Here is a 16,915-nt window from a genome sequence, read left to right as displayed (position 1 = left end):
TTTAAGTTAAGGGATAGAAATGGAAAATGGAATAGATGCTGAAAAAGATGCTTTACAGTCTTTAGTCAGATCTTGTTTATTAGAGCTCAATAAACTTAAATTCGATTTAACACAGCTTGAAGTAGAAAAAGCCAATGATAACTCTGCTTCACGGATACGAGAACTTGAACAAGACATTATTGACAAAGAAAAAGAAGTTTCAGTTATTAAATTTAAAGCTGAAGAAGAGTTAAATCAGCTTCGAGGACAGCTTGATGAAAAAGATTTGTTAATTAAAAATCAGGAAGACAGGATTTACGAGCTGGATTATGTTAACAATTCTTTGGATGAAATTAAGACTTATTTTGCAGAACAGTTAAGAGATTATAAGAAAAATGAGTTGTCCGAAGTAAATGAAAGGTTAAACGAATCTTACAGGAGCATAGCAGAAAAAGATGCTCAAATAAACAGCCTTTCAAGAACTATTGACGAGTATAAAATTCAAGTTATCAAACTAGAAAATGATGCTGGCGCTCAGCAGGAGATTATGGAACTCGAAAAGCAAATTGAGTTCAAAAACAGGGAACTCCAGCAAAAAGATAACGAAATCACCGCTATTGATAATGAAATGGTCTTGTTAAAACAGCAATCTATCCCGAAACAGGACTATGAGAATTTACAGGCTCAATTTGAAAATGAAATTGCGGCTATGGATGAGCAGATTACTCTATTGAAAGAGCAAAGCATTCCTAGACAGGATTATTTGAATCTTAAGGAATTGCTTGAAAATGAAGTTGCTGCAATGGATAAGGAAATCAATGCATTGAAAGAAAATTCAATTCCTCGTGAGGAATATGTAAGTCTGCAGAACTATCTTGAAAGTGAAATTTCCGTTCGTGACAGTGAACTGAAATATCTCAAGGAACAAAGCGTTCCAAAAACGGAATATGTGGATTTACAGAATCAGCTTCAAAATGAAATCATTGCAAAGGACAATGAACTTAAATATTTGAGGGATCAGACAGTTTCCCGTGAAGAATACATTAATCTTCAAAATGAATTAATCCGTAAAAATGATAAAATCAAAAGACTTGAAGAAATTAATGCATTCTTTAATGAGCTCCAAGAGGAACAAGAATCCTTTGAAACTATTGAAAGGACTCCTCCTTTCAGATTTGAGAAAAAAGAACATAGATAATTTTATCTATTCATTTCTTTCCTTTTTTAATTTCTTATTTTTCCATTCTGAAGTATCCATTCTTTCCCGCTCAAATCTTTTTCTTACAAAAGTTCACTAAATAGTAAAGTATTTATATAACCTTAAACTCATTTTATATGTAGAAAGGTTTATTCAACAATATAACTTATTTTTTCGTTGATTATTAAACTGATCTAATTATTTATAAAAATTAATAAAAGGTGATTAAATGGCACAAGGTGGACAACCAATTTTTATTTTACCTGAAGGAACTAACAGATCCATCGGTAGAGACGCACAAAGAAATAACATTTTAGCCGGTAAAGTATTGGCTGAAACTGTAAGAACTACTTTAGGTCCAAAAGGAATGGACAAAATGTTAGTAGACGGTCTCGGAGACATTGTTGTAACCAACGATGGAGTAACTATCTTAAAAGAAATGGATATTGAACATCCTGCAGCAAAAATGCTCGTAGAAGTAGCAAAAACCCAAGAAGACGAAGTTGGAGACGGAACTACTACTGCAGTAATCATTGCAGGTGAATTATTGAAAAAATCTGAAAGTTTATTAGACTCAGACATTCACCCAACTATCATTGCAATGGGATACAGAAAAGCAGCTGAAAAAGCTCAAGAAATCTTAGATGAAATTGCAATCGAGGATATTGACACTGAAACTTTAACTAAAGTAGCTATGACTGCTATGACTGGTAAAGGAACCGAAGCAGCACGTGAACCATTAGCAAAATTAATCGTGGAAGCTGTACAAAAAGTTGCTGATGATAAAGTTGTTGACATTGATAACATCAAAATCGAGAAAAAAGACGGTGCTGTTGTCGAAGAATCCAGCTTAGTTGAAGGAGTAATCATTGACAAAGAAAAAGTACATCCTGGTATGCCATCAGAAATCAAAGATGCAAAAATCGCTCTCGTTAACTCTCCTTTAGAAGTTAAAGAAACTGAAACTGATGCTGAAATCAGAATTACCGACCCTGCTCAAATGCAAGCTTTCATTGAACGTGAAGAAAACATGATTAAAGAAATGGTTCAAAAAGTTGCTGATTCCGGAGCTAACGTATTATTCGCACAAAAAGGTATTGATGACTTAGCACAACACTACTTAGCTAAATCAGATATTTTAGCTGTAAGAAGAGTTAAAAAATCAGACATTGAAAAATTATCCAGAGCTACCGGTGCTACTGTAGTAACCAACTTAGATGATTTATCCGCTGATGATTTAGGTCATGCTGGTATTGTTGAAGAAAGAAAAATCTCCGGTGAAGACATGATTTTCGTCGAAGAATGTGACTCAGCTAAAGCAGTAACCTTATTCGTAAGAGGAAGTACCAAACACATCGTTGATGAAATCGTAAGAGCTATTGAAGATGCAATCGGTGTTGTAGCAGCTACCGTAGAAGATGACCAAGTTGTAGCTGGCGGAGGTGCTCCTGAAATCGCTATGGCTAAAAAACTCAAAGATTACGCAGAATCTATTTCTGGTAGAGAACAATTAGCTGTAAACGCATTTGCAGAAGCATTAGAAATCGTACCTAAAACCTTAGCTGAAAACGCAGGTTTAGACAGCATTGTCTCATTAGTAGATTTAAGAGCTGCTCAAGAAGACAGTTTCTACATGGGATTAGATGTATTCTCCGGTGAAGTAGCAGATATGAAAGAAGCTGGTGTAATTGAACCAAAACGTGTCAAAAAACAAGCTATCCAATCTGCATCCGAAGCAGCTGAAATGATTTTAAGAATTGATGATGTAATCGCATCCACTGGTGGAGCAGACGACATGCCTATGGATCCTGGTATGGGCGGTATGCCTCCAATGATGTAAATCTAATTTACATCTTTTTATTTTCTTTTTTTATGTATAACGACAGACTAATTTTTAAGACTTCCACTTCTGATGAAGTTCTTTATTTGAAAGACTCTATTTTTATCAAGTTTCATAATAATCGTAATGTCATTTCCAATTCTGTCCTCAATGGAGGAATAAAGAATAAGCTGAATTCAGTTTTCAACCATCATCTGTCTCAGGAGGATATCAATTATCTGGAAAGCCATGACTTGAAAGAATATCTGATTGAACATTGTAAAAGTCATAATTTCAATCCCGAAACCTCAAGCGGTCTTGTTACCTTAGCTAGAATGAGAAATGTATCCATTATTACAAAAAAATACAGGAAACTTGAAGTGACTGCAATAACAACGGCCGGTGTTCGCGTTAATGCGGTCTGTGCTGGAGACAGGGCATCCTATTATGAGGAAAATGGTGCTTATCATCCGGGAACCATTAATTCAATATTGCTGATAAATTCAAAGCTTGATGATTCCACACTCGTGGAAGCTTTTATGGCTGCATGTGAAGCTAAAACGGTAGCATTAAATAAATTGAAGATTCCTTCACAGTTTTCCAATTCATTTGCCACGGGCACAGGGACCGATGGCTTAATAATCTCATCCAATTTGGATTCGGATAATTTAATAACGAATGCGGGCAAACATTCAAAGTTGGGTGAACTAATTGCTAAAAGTATCATTGAGTCTATACATGTAGCAATCAAAAAACAGGTTTGGATTACACCACGTTCACAATCTAATGTTTTGGTATTATTAAACAGATACAAATTAGATATCAATGAATTTTATGATAGCTTAAATCAAGATAAACATAGCTTCATTTCTCAGCTGAAATTTGATTCAAAAATTCAGCAAAACATTTCCATAACATCATCAGTTCTGAACCTCTTCGATGATGTTGGGAGGGGAATTGTTGAAAAGGAGACTGCCCGTGACATATCTGTCAATCTTTTGGAAAATTCAGTCGGTAATACTGTTGACAGATTATTGATGTACTGGATTGAAAAGTTTTTAGCATGATTTTTAAAAATAATAAACTTTTTTAAATTAAAAATTCTAATAATTATATAAAAAGGTGAATTTTTATGAGAACAAAAGAATTATTCAACAAAGAAATCATTGATGCAGATGCAAAAATCATCGGGAAAGTTTCCGAATTGATTTTTGATGAGGATACTTTTGAAATCACAGATTTGGTAATAAAAAAATCAGGAATTTCAGAACAAATCCGTGACAGTGAAAATGTTATTCCGGTAGAGCTTGTTAGAGCTATTGGAGATAAAGTACTGCTTAAAAGTGATGATGATATATAATGCCGTCCAAAGATTATTTGATTGAATTGTTAAAAGAAAATGAGGTTTTCCTTAAAGGGGATTTCACTTTATCTTCAGGCAAGAAAAGCGACTATTACATTAATATGAAAAAGGCAATCACCGATCCTGAAATCTTATCCACGATTGCAAAGTTAATCACAGAGCTAATTGCCGATGATGGAATTGATAAGGTTGCGGGTCCTGCTTTAGGTGCGGTTCCTATTGCCACAGCCGTTTCTCTTGAAAGCAAAACTCCACTGTTAATGATTCGTAAAGAGAAAAAAGGCTACGGTACTTCAAAATTAATTGAGGGCGAATTAAACGATGGCGATAATGTAATCGTCGTTGAAGATGTTACAACAACCGGAGGGTCTCTTCTTAAGGCAATTAAAGCCATTCAGGATAATGGCGGTAATGTGACAAGAGCTTTTGTTGTCGTTGACAGGCAGGAAGGAGCTATTGAAGCATTTGAACAGGAAGGTATTATTTTAGAACCTTTAATTAGGGTAGATGAATTTTAAATTCAAAAAAAAGAATAGGGTGGATGTTAAATCCATCTTAATTTTACTATTTTTGTGCGTGATGGACGATGTGTGGCAGTTCATCGATTATTATTTTTGTCGCTGTTTTAACGGCGTTTGGTGATCCGGGCATGGAAAATATACAACAATTCTTATAAACTCCTGCTGTTGCACGTGAAAGTAAAGCACCAGATCCGATTTCCAGATAGGATTCGTGTCTGAATATTTCACCAAAACCATCGATTTTTTTATCAAATAAACTTTCGACAGTCTCAACGGTAATGTCCCTAATGCTAAGGCCAGTACCTCCGTTTGTCAGGATAACATCGATATTTTCATCAACCATTTTCTCGATAGCATCAAGCAAAGGTTCCTTTTCATCCTTGATTATGAGTCTTGATTTCAATGTGTATCTTTTATTGATTTCACTTTCAAGATAATCTCCAGATAAATCTTCCTTTTTACTTCTGCTGTCACTTAACGTGATGATTCCACAAATTATATCTTTTGAAGATGCATTTTGATGTTCTTTTGTTGTTATACTTTCCATTAAATCACCAATTCAAATCCATTATTATCTATAGTTATATTAACTCTTTAAGTTTATAAAATAACTCTCTTGAATTCAACAAATTTTCGGTTGGATAATAAACGGATCCATAATTTTTACTTTTTTTTTCAATCAGGTTAAATTTTTTCATGATTTGCATGTGGTAATAGGCCGTATTGTAACTTATCATCAATTCTTCTGCTATTTGATTAGCATTATAAGGCCTTTCCAATAGTTTATCTATTATCCTTGCTGAATTTTTACCACCTTTTCTTTGTAATAAAATAATTTCTAGGTAGCGCTTGTTTCTAGAGTTACTATCAGTTATGTTATCACTCTCCTTCGTAGTATTTGAATAATCCGTCGGCCCATCTAAGGCCGTTTTCACTTTTTTCTATAATCATTTGTGAATCATCATAGTGCTTATCTTTAAAAAATAACGTCAAGGTCATAAAATCCTCAGAAAAAGTTAAAAATACTTTCGGATTCTTTTCCATTTCAATTATTGTTACTTTCTTATTTTTCAGTAGCGTTTTTTTTAAATATCTACTTCTACGCATTTTTTTGTGTATTCTTGAACTGATCAGAATGGTCATATGTTTTAAATGTTCCTCTTTTAAGAGTTTGATGAGATATTTAAAATGATTTTCTGAATATATTGGCAAAATCATCTTAATGTCTCTAGAATTTTCCAGCAATTGCATATATGTATTGAATGCGTTAGATAAGTCACTGGTGGTTGATGAAATTAATTGGGCATCTTTCAGGAGATATAACTTATTCATATACTGTTCTGGAATGCCGCTTATGTCATGATTGTTCCAGAAGGTTTTGTGCCTTTCAAGCGAATACCAATTGTTGATTAATTTGATAATGTTTGTTGCAAGCAAATACCCGTTTGATGTTAATGAGTAATTTTTTTTATCTTTTTTAAGTAGGTTGGCAGCTTCCAATTCTTTTAAACCATGCAATATTGTTGCAGAGGGCTTTTGCAGTTCATCTCTAATTTCATTCAGATTTTTGCTGTCATTGTAAAGCACTACAAGAATTAATGTGCGCATGGATGAGGTCAGCAGAAATTTGACATTGTGAAATTCCTCTGTTTCTGTATTGTTTTTTATTTTGACGCTCATTTAAATCACTTTTTCTTTAATGGTATTGAACAGGCAGTTTGCCCAATCCATGGAGTCTTGCGTACTTGAATTCAATATTCTGTTCTGATCATAGCTGCCGTCATTTCTGAATAATCCCAAATTCATTGTATCGTCGCAAATCAATAGATAAAGCTGTAAATTTTCCTTCATGACATGAATCTTAAACATTCCATTTTTCATGCTTTTTCTTCTTAATTTATCATTTATCTTTGATACGAATGCTTTGTAGATGTTTTTTTCCATAATCAATTCAACTTTGCCGTTCCTTTTTAAAACATTTTCAATTAATCTCGGATATTCCGGATGAATGTATGGAAGTATTCCTTTAACATCGTTTGATGATCTCAATTGCTTTTTGATGTTATTGTGGGTTTTATATATGTCAATTGGGTTAGTTTCTATTAATTTGGACTTATACAATTTAGTTATATCTTCTATCAATTGTATATTAATATGGTTAATATCATGTTTGTACCACAAGCTATTATAATTTTGGATTACATCGATACTTCTCTTAAATTCCATGAGCTGCTTGAAGTAGATTTTGGTCATGGGATTGATGGTATACACTCTATTGTCCTTAATAACGTGGTTTTTGTACTCCAATTTGTTCATGTTGTTTGATACGGAACTGTATATCATATGGGTCTTGTCTACAATTTCCCTTATTGTTTGTGGCCTTATACATAGTTCCGTAAGTATTTTCAGGCGTATTTCGGACTGCACTATAAATAATATGTCCTTATCAATATAATTTTCACTAATTGTCATTTTCATCACAGCATTGATTTTTATCATATTATTGAAATATGTTCATGGTATTAATTTTTTTAAACAAGATTTAAATAAATTTATGAAAATTCCCTGAACATTCCCTTAATATTCCCTGAAAATTCTATGAAGATTCCCTTAATATTCCCTGAAAGTTCCCTTAAAATTCTATTAATATTTTGTGATAATTTTGTGCCTATTTTTAATGAAAAATTGTTAATTTTTAGTATTTGTGATTGTTAGAAAATAATTAATGTCAGCATAAATGTTTATAAATTTCTAAATCATATCTATACTCATGGAAATTTACTATATTTTAGATGCATCGGCATTCATTAACGGCTTTAAACCGACATCTAAAAATAATTATACAGTTCCTGAAATCACTGCTGAAATCAAGGATTTTGAATCACGCCTTGCCTATGACAGTGCAGTGGATGATGGAATTCTAATCGTTCAGGATGTAGAGAAAGAATATTTGGATAAAACAGATGAATCCATCTCAAAATCAGGAGATATCCTAAGACTATCGCTTCCGGATAAAAAGATAATAGCTCTTGCATTAATGCTTAGTGATGAAGGAAAATCAGTCAAGGTCATCAGTGATGATTACACTATTCAAAACACTTTAAAAATAATGGATATTCCATATTCAGGCATCATAACGGAAGGAATTAAGGAAATCTACAACTGGAAAAAAGTTTGTCAGGGATGCAAAAAGGAATTTGATGAGGCCTACCCTTTTGATGACTGTGACGTGTGTGGGTCTCAAATATTTAAAAAAAGAATCAGGGTGAGGAAATGAACATTGGAATTGTGGTTCACGGCCCGAACATTATAGATTCAGGCTATGCACTGAAGCTTATTGACCTAATCAGGGAATACGGAGAAGTTTCCGTAAGGCTTGGCGGAACAATGGGAAGAACTGCCGTTATCGACAAATCCCTGGAGAATATCATTGACATCTCAAAAAAGTTGGTTCCAAGCGATTCGCTTAAGATATTCCATGATGATAACGTTGATGTCATCTTTCTTCTAAATTATGGAAAATCATCCACTACAGGTCAGGTTTTCGGATATAAGGTTTACAGCCACTATAAAAATAAGATTTCTCAAAATAATATTCCGATAATTCAGATTGAACGTCCCGGTGAGGCTGACGGAAGCGTCATCAACTGGTCAGCCAAAAGCAGTCTGGCTAAAGAGTTTGCAGACAATCTGAACTTGAATCTGGTAACACCTGAGGAAATATATGAAAATCACATTAAGGATGATGAAAAAAGCCGGACCAGACGCACCATACATGGAGTGAGTCCCGGCGAAAACATAATGGTCAACAGTGTCGTTATCGGCAAGGCCACATCAGATAAGTTAACATTAGTCTCTAAAGACAATCATATCACAGAAATCATCGGCGGTGAGATAAAGCCTCATGGTGTTGAAAAACTGGGAAAAATCAATTTAAATGAGGCCATTGTAAAGACAGGCCTTTTAAGAAAGGCCAAGGTAACTCCAAGAGTGCTTGAAAAGAAAAAATCAGAAAACTTCAGGGTCGCTTTTCTTGACCATGCTGGGGAGGATGTCTATCAGTTCAGGGATTCTTCACTGGTCATAACAATAGGGGACGACACGACATTAATATCATCAGATATTTTATACAGATTCAACATTCCAATCATAGGAATTACTGATGGGGATTTGGATAAGGTTGTTGAAGACGGTTTTAAATCAAAAAATTCGGTCATTTTTGAAGTTGAAAGCGGAAACGATGATATTATAGGAAATGTTATTCAAAAGGAATTGTTCAATGGTGAAAAGATGTCTGAGAGTTTCACTTCAATCGATGAGATTGAAGAAAAAATAATCGAAATCATAAATAATAGGAATATTAAATATACAATTAATAAGATTTAAGGATGTGGGGTTTATTTTAGACTTTGAAAAACTAATAAAGGAAGTGCAGGAATTTGAAGGGGTTTCACGTAAAAGCTCCATCGATAATGTTGTCAATCTTTTAAGTGATGCTTATAACGTTTCAGGAGATGTAATCATTGACATTGGTGATGACGCATCAGCCATTGATATCGGAAACAATCAGGTGATATTGGTAGCCGCTGACGGAATATGGGGCCAGATTATGAATGTCAACCCCTATTGGGCAGGATACTGTTCAGTTCTTGTTAATGTCAATGACATTGCCGCTATGGGCGGAAAGCCTTTGGCAATGGTCAACATAATGTCCATTAACAATGATGAGATTTATGAAGACCTCTTGGGTGGAATCAGGGACGGATGTATGAAGTTCGGTGTTCCGATGGTTGGAGGACACCTGCATCCCGATGCCGAATGCGACTCATTGGGAGTTGCAATCGTCGGTATTGCACAGAAGGATAAGATAATCACAAGTTTCGGTGCTGAAGTGGGCGATAAGGTTATCGTAGCTATTGATTTGGACGGCAAGCCACATGAAATGTTTGCCCTTAACTGGGATACCACATATGACAAGGATGCCAAGCTGGTTCAGGATCAGATTACTGCAGTCCAGTACCTTGCAGAGCATGACTATATAAAATCCGGAAAGGACATTTCAAATCCTGGAATTCTTGGAACTCTTGAAATGCTTCTTGAAACGTCTGGAAAAGGTGCCGATGTCAATCTTGAAGACATTCCTAAAAATGAGAAGATGCCTTGGAATGACTGGCTTAAATCATATCCTGGTTCAGGCTTTGTATTCACAGCATCTGAGGATAAATGTGGATATATCAAGGAATATTTGGCAAAGTATTCCATTGAGGCTGAAGTTGTCGGTGAAGTAACTTCTGAAAAAGTATTGAATGTTACATATAAAGACCAGACAATTGAAGTGTTCAATCAGAATAAGAATCCTGTTTTTAAATTATAACTGGATTTTTAATTCTATTTTTAAAAAATAGTATAATTAATGTCTTATTGCAGTAAAAACTGCAATAACTCCAAGACATTAATGTTTTATTCTTTAGAATATTATTAAAATAATCTTTCAATTATCTATATATTATTAAATTTAAAAGCAAATCTTTCTTATTTTTTACAAATTTTAAAATCAAATAAGTAACTATTTTAATATTAAAAAATAAAGTTAACATATTAAACAATTATTGGGAGATTGTATGTTAATTAAAGTTAATGGCAAAGAGATTGATGTAGCTGAGGGTTCTACAATTCAGGATGTAATTGATGAAACCAATGCTCCATATACTCCTGGTAGTATTATTTGTCTAATTAAAGGTAAAAAAGAACTGGAAAAGAATATTACTAAGTATAAGATTAAAACAACCAAAGGTTCTATTATTATTGAATTAGTCGAAGATGAAGAGGCAAAGCCTATCATTGATGTGTGGAAAAATCAGTATGGGGAATTTGCCGATTTGTCTATCCGCTGGTCCACTTCAACTGAAGTCGCTATCGGGCCTGTCGTCACTGATTTGGAACCTACTCATGATGAGTTTAAGTATTATGATGGGGATGTTGTTTTAAGCCTGTCTAGTTTCAGTAATGAGTCCACTCACCTGATTCTTCTTAAAGAGAACACTACTAATGTATACAGCGTACCTCCATTTAACAAAGGTATTTTTGCACATATCATTGGTGGTAAAAAGACTTTAAATGAATTGACTGACGATGATGTGGTAACTTCCATTGAACCTATTATTGAAAGAAGCACGACTACAGACAGTGCATCCGTTTCCGATTTAAGCACAGTTTTAGAGCAAGGAAACGAGATATTCACTTACATCGATTTTGAAATTGATGAAGGCTCACCAATCTGTGTAGAGCACCTCTTTTCAATAATCAAGGATAATAGAGTTAAGGTTAATTTCGACTCAAATTCCTTTGTGGGAATTTATGAATTGGAAGGAATCGATAAGCCTAAAGAAAATACTACTCAGAGAGTTAGAGGTACTATTACCATTAGAAATGAGGGTAATGGTGTCGGTAGAATGTACGTTTATCGTGAAAACAGAGTTTTAACACCAAATCACACTACTGTCGGTAAAATCACTGCAGGAATGGAAATCATAGACATTGCTAAAAAAGATGATTTCATCACGGTCAAATCAGACCAGCAAAGACTGCTTTTACTCGGCAAATCACAGGGAGATGCCGCTAAAATACTGGCCGAAGCAGGTGTTGAGCATATCCGTGAAGGCGTAACCGGTGATGAGGGAGTTATTGTTGAGCAATCTCCTAGATATACAATAGATATACTCAATGAGGGAAAAGTTGTAACAAAAGCAATCAATCCTGAAGAATTGTGTGAAATTGAATTTGTTGATAATGCTCCAAGATCAGTAAAATACTTTAAATTGATTTCTGGTCTTTTAGAAAATCCTGTTGGTAAAATCAAGATTCACTTTGCGGTGCCTGGAATGCACATCACTATTTTTGAGGGTGATAGGAAATTGGCCAAGGGGCTTGTTCCGGAAAATAACCCTGTCGACATTGTAAACGAATGTGAAATAGGTATCACCAATATGGCTGCAAAGACTGCCGGTCTGATTGGTGTTAGATTTGAGCCTAACAGTGAATTTGGTCCAACTGCGGAATCATTTAATGCAACAAATATTATTGGTAAGATGGTTAAAAATACCGATGGTTTAGAAGATTTAAAAGAAGGAGTTGTAGTATATGTCAGAGAATCTATGTCCTAAAGTTACGATGAGTAGTGAAGATTGGGATCCAGAAGTAATTACTCGTATGATTATTCTCGGACCGGGAGCTCGTGTAAGTGAAAGTCAGATTGTGGGAGAATTCCACATGTTAGGTCTTCCTTTAACAATTAAGAATACTTGTTACGGATCTATGATCAGTGGTAAAAAGGATGATGTCATGAAAGCCATTGAAGAAATCAGAAAACTTGATCCTGCACATATATTCACTAAAGAAAGAGGTTTTGCTCCGGGTGACCCTAGAAGATGCAGGGGTCATAGATTCGGGCCTAGAGAAGGATTCCATCAAATGGAAAAGGAATATACAATACTCGGTTATGTTGCCGAAGCTTTAGAAAATCCTAAAGAGGTAACTGTCGAAGAGAAAAAGCCGGTTAAAGTTGATGATTTTAAAGAAATTATGAATGAATGTTTAGAAAACAGTAAAAAATAGGTGAAAATATGGTGAAAGTAGCTATTTATCCTCCAAATTCATTAATCTTAGCAGATTTAATTGAAAGGAAAGGTCACACTCCTTTAGTTCTTCAAAAACAAATTAGACAAAAAATTAAAGATCCGGAGATTGATTCTCCGCCGATGAATATAACAGAAGAAGACCCAATCAAAGGTCTCAAGTATGCAGCTATCGAGGTTCCGTCCGGTGTTCGCGGTAGAATGTCCATCATTGGTCCGTTAATTGATGATGCTGAAGCGGCCATTATTGTTGATGGAGCGCCATTCGGTTTCGGTTGTATAGGCTGTGCAAGGACAAATGAATTATCAATATTCTTACTTAGAAATCGTGATATTCCTGTATTGGAAGTAACTTATCCGACAAATCAGGATGAAACTTACCTTATGGTAAATGAAATCAATGATTTCATCGATTCACTTGAAGAAAAATCACAGGAGGAATAAGTATGGTAAAAATTGCTTTAGTTTCATGCGGAACTGAATATAGTGGAATTCAAAAGGAAATTGAAAAAGCAGCTAATAAATTTGGTGCAGAAATTATTCTTCCGGAAATCGATTTGGATTATATTGATGAAGCTTATGAGAAATTTGGTTTTTCTGCTCAAAGTTCAAGTTTAAAATTAATGATTGCAAGAGCCATGGCTATTGTTGAAGGCAAATCAAAACCTGATGCAGTATTTATCGCTACTTGTTTCAGATGTGCTGAAGCCGCACTCGTTAGAAATGAAGTAAGGCGTTTCATTCAAAACAATACTCGTATACCAGTAGTTACCTATTCATTTACTGAAAGGACAAAAGCTGATGAACTGTTCATCCGTATGGAAGCATTGGCAACTACTGTAACCCGTAGAAGCATTCTTGCCCGTGAAAAACAGGAAGGCCTCACCCTCGGTTTGGATTCAGGTTCAACCACTACAAAAGCTGTTCTTATGGAAAACAATAAGGTTATCGGAACAGGTTGGACTTCAACCAAAGATATCATTGAATCTGCAAAAACCGCAGCGGCAGAAGCATTCGGCCAGACTGATTATGACTGGGATGATTTGGACGGAATAGGAACCACAGGATATGGTAGGTTCACAATGGGTCAGGAATTTGGTGCTGAACTCATTCAGGAAGAATTGTCAGTTAACGCAAAAGGTGCAGTATATCTCGCAGATTGTCAGAAAGGAGAAGCTACTGTATTGGATATTGGTGGTATGGACAACAAGGTTATTACAGTTAATAATGGTATTCCTGACAACTTCACCATGGGTGGTATCTGTGCAGGTGCTTCCGGAAGATTTTTAGATATGACTTCACGCAGATTGGATGTTGACATTACTGAACTCGGTCCTTTGGCAGTTCAGGGTGACTGGAGAAAAGCAATGCTTAACTCATACTGTATCGTATTCGGTATTCAGGACCTTGTTACCACTCTTGCGGCAGGAGGATCCAAAGCGGATGTTGCAGCAGCCGCATGTCACTCTGTATCAGAACAGGTTTATGAACAGCAGCTTCAGGAAATTGACATTCGTGAACCGTTAATTCAGGTAGGTGGAACAAGTTTGATTTCAGGTCTTGTTGAGGCTGTAAGTGAAACTTTAGGCGGAATTGATGTTATTGTCCCTGAATATTCCCAACATATTGGTGCTGTAGGCGCAGCTCTTCTCGTATCCGGAATGGGACACAGACAAGATGATAAATAAGAAGAGTTGATTTGATGTTAGTTGAATGCTATGATGAGAAAGGTGCAGAAGTTTATGAAATCATCATAAAGCAAATCTTTCAGGATTTGGTTTTAGGCGCTGCCGTCGATGATTTGAAAGCTTATGTCAATCCTGATGATCCTGTATTTATATTAGCTATTAAAATGAAAAAGACTTCTACAGTTATTGAATTCAAGGATATCGCTCAGTTCACTTATGATAAGACTGATGATGTGACTCATATATTCATTGAAGATGAGAATTACCTTCCAAATATTTTGAAAAGATTATGGATGAGATTTTCAAGAGAGGAAATCTATCAGCCGACCAGATACAATATTGATTTAAACGGCAACCAGATGGATCTGGAAACTTTGGTTATTGATGACCCTCATTCCAATCTTCAAAGAAGAATTTATGATGCAATTTTCAGGATTTTGCCTGAAGGATTTAAAATTATCAAGGATATATCCACAAAAGACATTGTTGCTGTTGTAGCTACTGATGAGCTAATCATGGATGCTTGGATTGAAAAAGCAAATGAATATATAGCCGAATTGAACAAGGGCATGTAGAAAAGTATATATAACCCTTGTTATATAATTACTATAAATAAATTGGAGAGAAGTGGTTTTTATGAATGAACATAAAGGTTCAAGATTTGCACATATAACTGATGCGCAACCTTGCTTTAATGAAAAAATGCATGATAAAGTTGGTAGAGCTCATGTGCCGGTTGCACCAAAGTGTAATATATTCTGTAATTTCTGTACTAGGGACATTAATAATGAAGAAGACAGGCCTGGTGTAACTAGTTGTATAATGAAACCTGACGATGCAATTGCTCATATTGATGAAGTGACTGCAGATGGTCCAATCTCCGTTGTCGGAGTTGCAGGTCCTGGTGATTCACTTGCAAATGAAGAGACATTTGAGTTCTTTGAAAAAATGGCTGAAAAACATCCTGATTTAATCAAATGTATGAGTACTAATGGGCTTTTACTTCCAAAATATGCTGACAGGCTTGCAGAGCTTGGAGTAAATTCCGTTACAGTTACAATCAATGCAATAGATCCGGATATTGCAGTTGATATCTATTCATTCATTAAATATGAAGGAAAAATCTACAAGGATTATGATGCTGTAAAAATACTCATCAAAAATCAGCTGGACGGTGTTGAAAAGGCAGCTGCAAACGGCATGGTTGTAAAGGTAAACTCAGTACTGATTCCTGGATTGAATGATGAGCACATTGTTGAAATTGCAAAGGAAGTTAAAAAACGTGGAGCTTCATTAATGAACATTTTGCCGTTAATTCCATTAGGTAAGATGAAACATTATTCACGTCCTGACTGTTCAATGATGGAAAGTGTTCGTGAGCAGGTAGAAGAGATTATTCCGGTATTTCGTGCATGTACCCAATGCAGGGCAGATGCTTATGGAATTCCTGGTAAGAAAAGCGAAGATCATCATTTAGGAATGACTCCTCAAAGTCATTACTAAATCCATTTTTTTATTTTTAATTTTTCATTATTTAAAATGATTTTTCCATAAAGGATTTAACATCTTTATCATAAAACTATTTTTTTAATTAAGTCATTCTTTAATAATTTTTGTTTTCTGTAATTCTACAAGAAAAAGGTTAAATTACATAGATTACTCTTCCAATAAAATTATATTTTCCGGATTTATTTTTAAATATTGTGGAATAACGAATTTGTGTTCATATATGAGCTTTTCACGTTTCCACCATAATCCGTTTTCTAATGTGATTTCCCATTCAAATGGCATTTCCAGTTTTGTTGCATTATTAGTATCCATAACATTAACATCATCTTTTTCAGCGGGAGAAAAATCATGTGCTCTTATTCCAATATGGGTAATATTTGGTGTGATTTTTTTAGATACTTCAAATGTCACTCCCCAATCCAATGATTTGACATGATAATCATCAACAATTTCTATTTTGGAAATATTTTTACATCCTGTAAGTCTGGCAACCTGAACTTTTTGAGGATTTTCAAATATTTCATATGTATCCCCTTTTGCTATGATTTTTCCTTCATCCAAAATAATGATTTCATCACAGAACTGGAATGCTTCATCACGGTCATGAGTAACCAAAATGGAAAATCCTTCAAAATCTTTTAGCATATTAACAAGTTCTATACGTAACTGCTCTTTCAAATAGGTATCCATTGCACTGAACGGTTCATCCAGCAATATGACATCAGGACTGTATGCTAATATACGTGCTAAAGCTACTCTTTGCTGCTGTCCACCGGATAATTGTCGGGGGTACCTTTTTTCTAGTCCATTCAAATGGAAACGTTTAATCAAATCGTTCACTATTTTGGGGTCATGATTTTTAGGCAATCCAATAGCAACATTTTCTTCAACTGTCATATTGGGGAATAAAGCATAATTCTGAAATAAATAACCAACATTTCTTTTTTGAGGTTTTAAATTTATTTTATTGTCTGAATCGAAATAAGTATTTTCTTTATCTGTTGTTAAGCTCACAATACCTTCATCAGGGTCTACAATTCCCGCAATAGATTTGAGGGTCATACTTTTACCGCAACCAGAAGGGCCGAGAATACCTAAGCACGGTTTTTTCAATTCAAAATTAACATCTAAATCAAATTCCTTAAGTTTCTTTTGGATTTTTACTTTTAACAATTTATTGCTCATAATTCCTTCCTCGTGACCT

The 16,915-nt window shown here is 34.9% G+C and carries 19 protein-coding genes; 14 read left to right on the top strand and 5 right to left on the bottom strand.

Going from position 1 to position 16,915, the window contains the following annotated elements; translation table 11 throughout:
- Positions 1-19 precede the first annotated feature (19 nt).
- From ACKI2W_RS01665 to pyrE, 5 genes are all read left to right on the top strand, one after another.
- Positions 20-1,177, top strand: a complete 1,158-nt coding sequence (locus ACKI2W_RS01665) for a glycosyl transferase (RefSeq protein WP_407378804.1) — start codon at positions 20-22, stop codon at positions 1,175-1,177.
- A gap of 229 nt (positions 1,178-1,406) precedes the next feature.
- Entirely contained in the window at positions 1,407-3,017 is a 1,611-nt protein-coding gene (gene thsA / locus ACKI2W_RS01660) for a thermosome subunit alpha (RefSeq protein WP_407378803.1), read from the top strand.
- Between the two features lie 32 nt (positions 3,018-3,049).
- Positions 3,050-4,063, top strand: a complete 1,014-nt coding sequence (locus tag ACKI2W_RS01655; RefSeq protein WP_407378802.1) for an adenosylcobinamide amidohydrolase — start codon at positions 3,050-3,052, stop codon at positions 4,061-4,063.
- 65 nt (positions 4,064-4,128) lie between these two features.
- A complete protein-coding gene (locus tag ACKI2W_RS01650) occupies positions 4,129-4,356 on the top strand; it encodes a PRC-barrel domain-containing protein (RefSeq protein WP_407378801.1) in 228 nt (75 codons plus the stop codon).
- Positions 4,356-4,877 carry an orotate phosphoribosyltransferase gene (gene pyrE / locus ACKI2W_RS01645; protein WP_407378800.1) on the top strand — a complete coding sequence of 174 codons (522 nt, stop codon included), beginning with the start codon at positions 4,356-4,358 and terminating at the stop codon, positions 4,875-4,877. Before ACKI2W_RS01650 ends, pyrE begins: the two co-directional genes overlap by 1 nt.
- 46 nt (positions 4,878-4,923) lie before the next feature.
- On the opposite strand, the gene ACKI2W_RS01640 is transcribed toward pyrE, so the two are convergent.
- The 4 genes from ACKI2W_RS01640 to ACKI2W_RS01625 are packed head-to-tail and all read right to left on the bottom strand — an operon-like array spanning position 4,924 to position 7,352.
- Positions 4,924-5,427, bottom strand: a complete 504-nt coding sequence (locus tag ACKI2W_RS01640; protein WP_407378799.1) for a molybdenum cofactor biosynthesis protein B — start codon at positions 5,425-5,427, stop codon at positions 4,924-4,926.
- A 34-nt stretch (positions 5,428-5,461) separates the two neighbouring features.
- Positions 5,462-5,815, bottom strand: a complete 354-nt coding sequence (locus ACKI2W_RS01635) for an ArsR/SmtB family transcription factor (protein ID WP_407378798.1) — start codon at positions 5,813-5,815, stop codon at positions 5,462-5,464.
- Positions 5,760-6,560 (bottom strand): helix-turn-helix transcriptional regulator, encoded by an 801-nt coding sequence (locus tag ACKI2W_RS01630; RefSeq protein WP_407378797.1) that lies wholly within the window; start codon positions 6,558-6,560, stop codon positions 5,760-5,762. The genes ACKI2W_RS01635 and ACKI2W_RS01630 overlap by 56 nt, the downstream gene beginning before the upstream one ends.
- Positions 6,561-7,352: a helix-turn-helix transcriptional regulator gene (locus tag ACKI2W_RS01625; RefSeq protein ID WP_407378796.1), complete on the bottom strand. Its 792-nt coding sequence runs from the start codon at positions 7,350-7,352 to the stop codon at positions 6,561-6,563. It lies immediately after the preceding gene.
- 298 nt (positions 7,353-7,650) lie between these two features.
- On the opposite strand from ACKI2W_RS01625, the gene ACKI2W_RS01620 reads away from it, so the two are divergent.
- From ACKI2W_RS01620 to ACKI2W_RS01580, 9 genes are all read left to right on the top strand, one after another.
- Positions 7,651-8,157 (top strand): ribonuclease VapC, encoded by a 507-nt coding sequence (locus tag ACKI2W_RS01620; RefSeq protein WP_407378795.1) that lies wholly within the window; start codon positions 7,651-7,653, stop codon positions 8,155-8,157.
- Entirely contained in the window at positions 8,154-9,266 is a 1,113-nt protein-coding gene (locus ACKI2W_RS01615; protein WP_407378794.1) for a DUF2117 domain-containing protein, read from the top strand. Before ACKI2W_RS01620 ends, ACKI2W_RS01615 begins: the two co-directional genes overlap by 4 nt.
- Before the next feature lie 4 nt (positions 9,267-9,270).
- Positions 9,271-10,254, top strand: a complete 984-nt coding sequence (locus ACKI2W_RS01610) for a methanogenesis marker 2 protein (protein ID WP_407378793.1) — start codon at positions 9,271-9,273, stop codon at positions 10,252-10,254.
- A gap of 247 nt (positions 10,255-10,501) precedes the next feature.
- Positions 10,502-12,043 (top strand): methanogenesis marker 3 protein, encoded by a 1,542-nt coding sequence (locus ACKI2W_RS01605; protein ID WP_407378792.1) that lies wholly within the window; start codon positions 10,502-10,504, stop codon positions 12,041-12,043.
- Positions 12,021-12,494: a methanogenesis marker 6 protein gene (locus ACKI2W_RS01600; protein WP_407378791.1), complete on the top strand. Its 474-nt coding sequence runs from the start codon at positions 12,021-12,023 to the stop codon at positions 12,492-12,494. The genes ACKI2W_RS01605 and ACKI2W_RS01600 overlap by 23 nt, the downstream gene beginning before the upstream one ends.
- Before the next feature lie 8 nt (positions 12,495-12,502).
- Entirely contained in the window at positions 12,503-12,958 is a 456-nt protein-coding gene (locus tag ACKI2W_RS01595) for a methanogenesis marker 5 protein (RefSeq protein ID WP_407378790.1), read from the top strand.
- 2 nt (positions 12,959-12,960) lie between these two features.
- A complete protein-coding gene (locus ACKI2W_RS01590) occupies positions 12,961-14,202 on the top strand; it encodes a methanogenesis marker 15 protein (protein WP_407378789.1) in 1,242 nt (413 codons plus the stop codon).
- Between the two features lie 14 nt (positions 14,203-14,216).
- Entirely contained in the window at positions 14,217-14,777 is a 561-nt protein-coding gene (locus ACKI2W_RS01585) for a methanogenesis marker 17 protein (RefSeq protein ID WP_407378788.1), read from the top strand.
- Positions 14,778-14,838: 61 nt separating this feature from the next.
- Complete coding sequence (locus ACKI2W_RS01580) at positions 14,839-15,705, top strand: radical SAM protein (protein WP_407378787.1); 867 nt, start codon at positions 14,839-14,841, stop codon at positions 15,703-15,705.
- Between the two features lie 153 nt (positions 15,706-15,858).
- Here ACKI2W_RS01580 and ACKI2W_RS01575 read toward each other — a convergent pair whose 3' ends face one another.
- On the bottom strand, positions 15,859-16,896 hold the full coding sequence (locus ACKI2W_RS01575) for a sulfate/molybdate ABC transporter ATP-binding protein (RefSeq protein WP_407378786.1): 1,038 nt from the start codon (positions 16,894-16,896) through the stop codon (positions 15,859-15,861).
- Between the last annotated feature and the right edge of the window lie 19 nt (positions 16,897-16,915).

Source organism: Methanobrevibacter sp. (genome assembly GCF_045603845.1).
In the GTDB taxonomy this organism is placed as follows: Archaea; Methanobacteriota; Methanobacteria; order Methanobacteriales; family Methanobacteriaceae; genus Methanocatella.
Note: the sequence above shows the minus strand (reverse complement) of the source record. Positions and strands in the feature narration are given on the sequence as shown.

Bases quoted from the DNA above. Each gene is read 5' to 3' on its own strand.
- ACKI2W_RS01630 (WP_407378797.1), bottom strand. From the start codon at position 6,560: ATGAGCGTCAAAATAAAAAACAATACAGAAACAGAGGAATTTCACAAT.
- ACKI2W_RS01640 (WP_407378799.1), bottom strand. From the start codon at position 5,427: ATGGAAAGTATAACAACAAAAGAACATCAAAATGCATCTTCAAAAGAT.
- ACKI2W_RS01665 (WP_407378804.1), top strand. From the start codon at position 20: ATGGAAAATGGAATAGATGCTGAAAAAGATGCTTTACAGTCTTTAGTC.
- ACKI2W_RS01620 (WP_407378795.1), top strand. From the start codon at position 7,651: ATGGAAATTTACTATATTTTAGATGCATCGGCATTCATTAACGGCTTT.
- ACKI2W_RS01590 (WP_407378789.1), top strand. From the start codon at position 12,961: ATGGTAAAAATTGCTTTAGTTTCATGCGGAACTGAATATAGTGGAATT.
- ACKI2W_RS01655 (WP_407378802.1), top strand. From the start codon at position 3,050: ATGTATAACGACAGACTAATTTTTAAGACTTCCACTTCTGATGAAGTT.
- ACKI2W_RS01625 (WP_407378796.1), bottom strand. From the start codon at position 7,352: ATGACAATTAGTGAAAATTATATTGATAAGGACATATTATTTATAGTG.
- ACKI2W_RS01580 (WP_407378787.1), top strand. From the start codon at position 14,839: ATGAATGAACATAAAGGTTCAAGATTTGCACATATAACTGATGCGCAA.
- ACKI2W_RS01595 (WP_407378790.1), top strand. From the start codon at position 12,503: ATGGTGAAAGTAGCTATTTATCCTCCAAATTCATTAATCTTAGCAGAT.
- ACKI2W_RS01650 (WP_407378801.1), top strand. From the start codon at position 4,129: ATGAGAACAAAAGAATTATTCAACAAAGAAATCATTGATGCAGATGCA.
- ACKI2W_RS01585 (WP_407378788.1), top strand. From the start codon at position 14,217: ATGTTAGTTGAATGCTATGATGAGAAAGGTGCAGAAGTTTATGAAATC.
- ACKI2W_RS01615 (WP_407378794.1), top strand. From the start codon at position 8,154: ATGAACATTGGAATTGTGGTTCACGGCCCGAACATTATAGATTCAGGC.
- ACKI2W_RS01600 (WP_407378791.1), top strand. From the start codon at position 12,021: ATGTCAGAGAATCTATGTCCTAAAGTTACGATGAGTAGTGAAGATTGG.
- ACKI2W_RS01575 (WP_407378786.1), bottom strand. From the start codon at position 16,896: ATGAGCAATAAATTGTTAAAAGTAAAAATCCAAAAGAAACTTAAGGAA.
- ACKI2W_RS01605 (WP_407378792.1), top strand. From the start codon at position 10,502: ATGTTAATTAAAGTTAATGGCAAAGAGATTGATGTAGCTGAGGGTTCT.
- thsA (WP_407378803.1), top strand. From the start codon at position 1,407: ATGGCACAAGGTGGACAACCAATTTTTATTTTACCTGAAGGAACTAAC.
- pyrE (WP_407378800.1), top strand. From the start codon at position 4,356: ATGCCGTCCAAAGATTATTTGATTGAATTGTTAAAAGAAAATGAGGTT.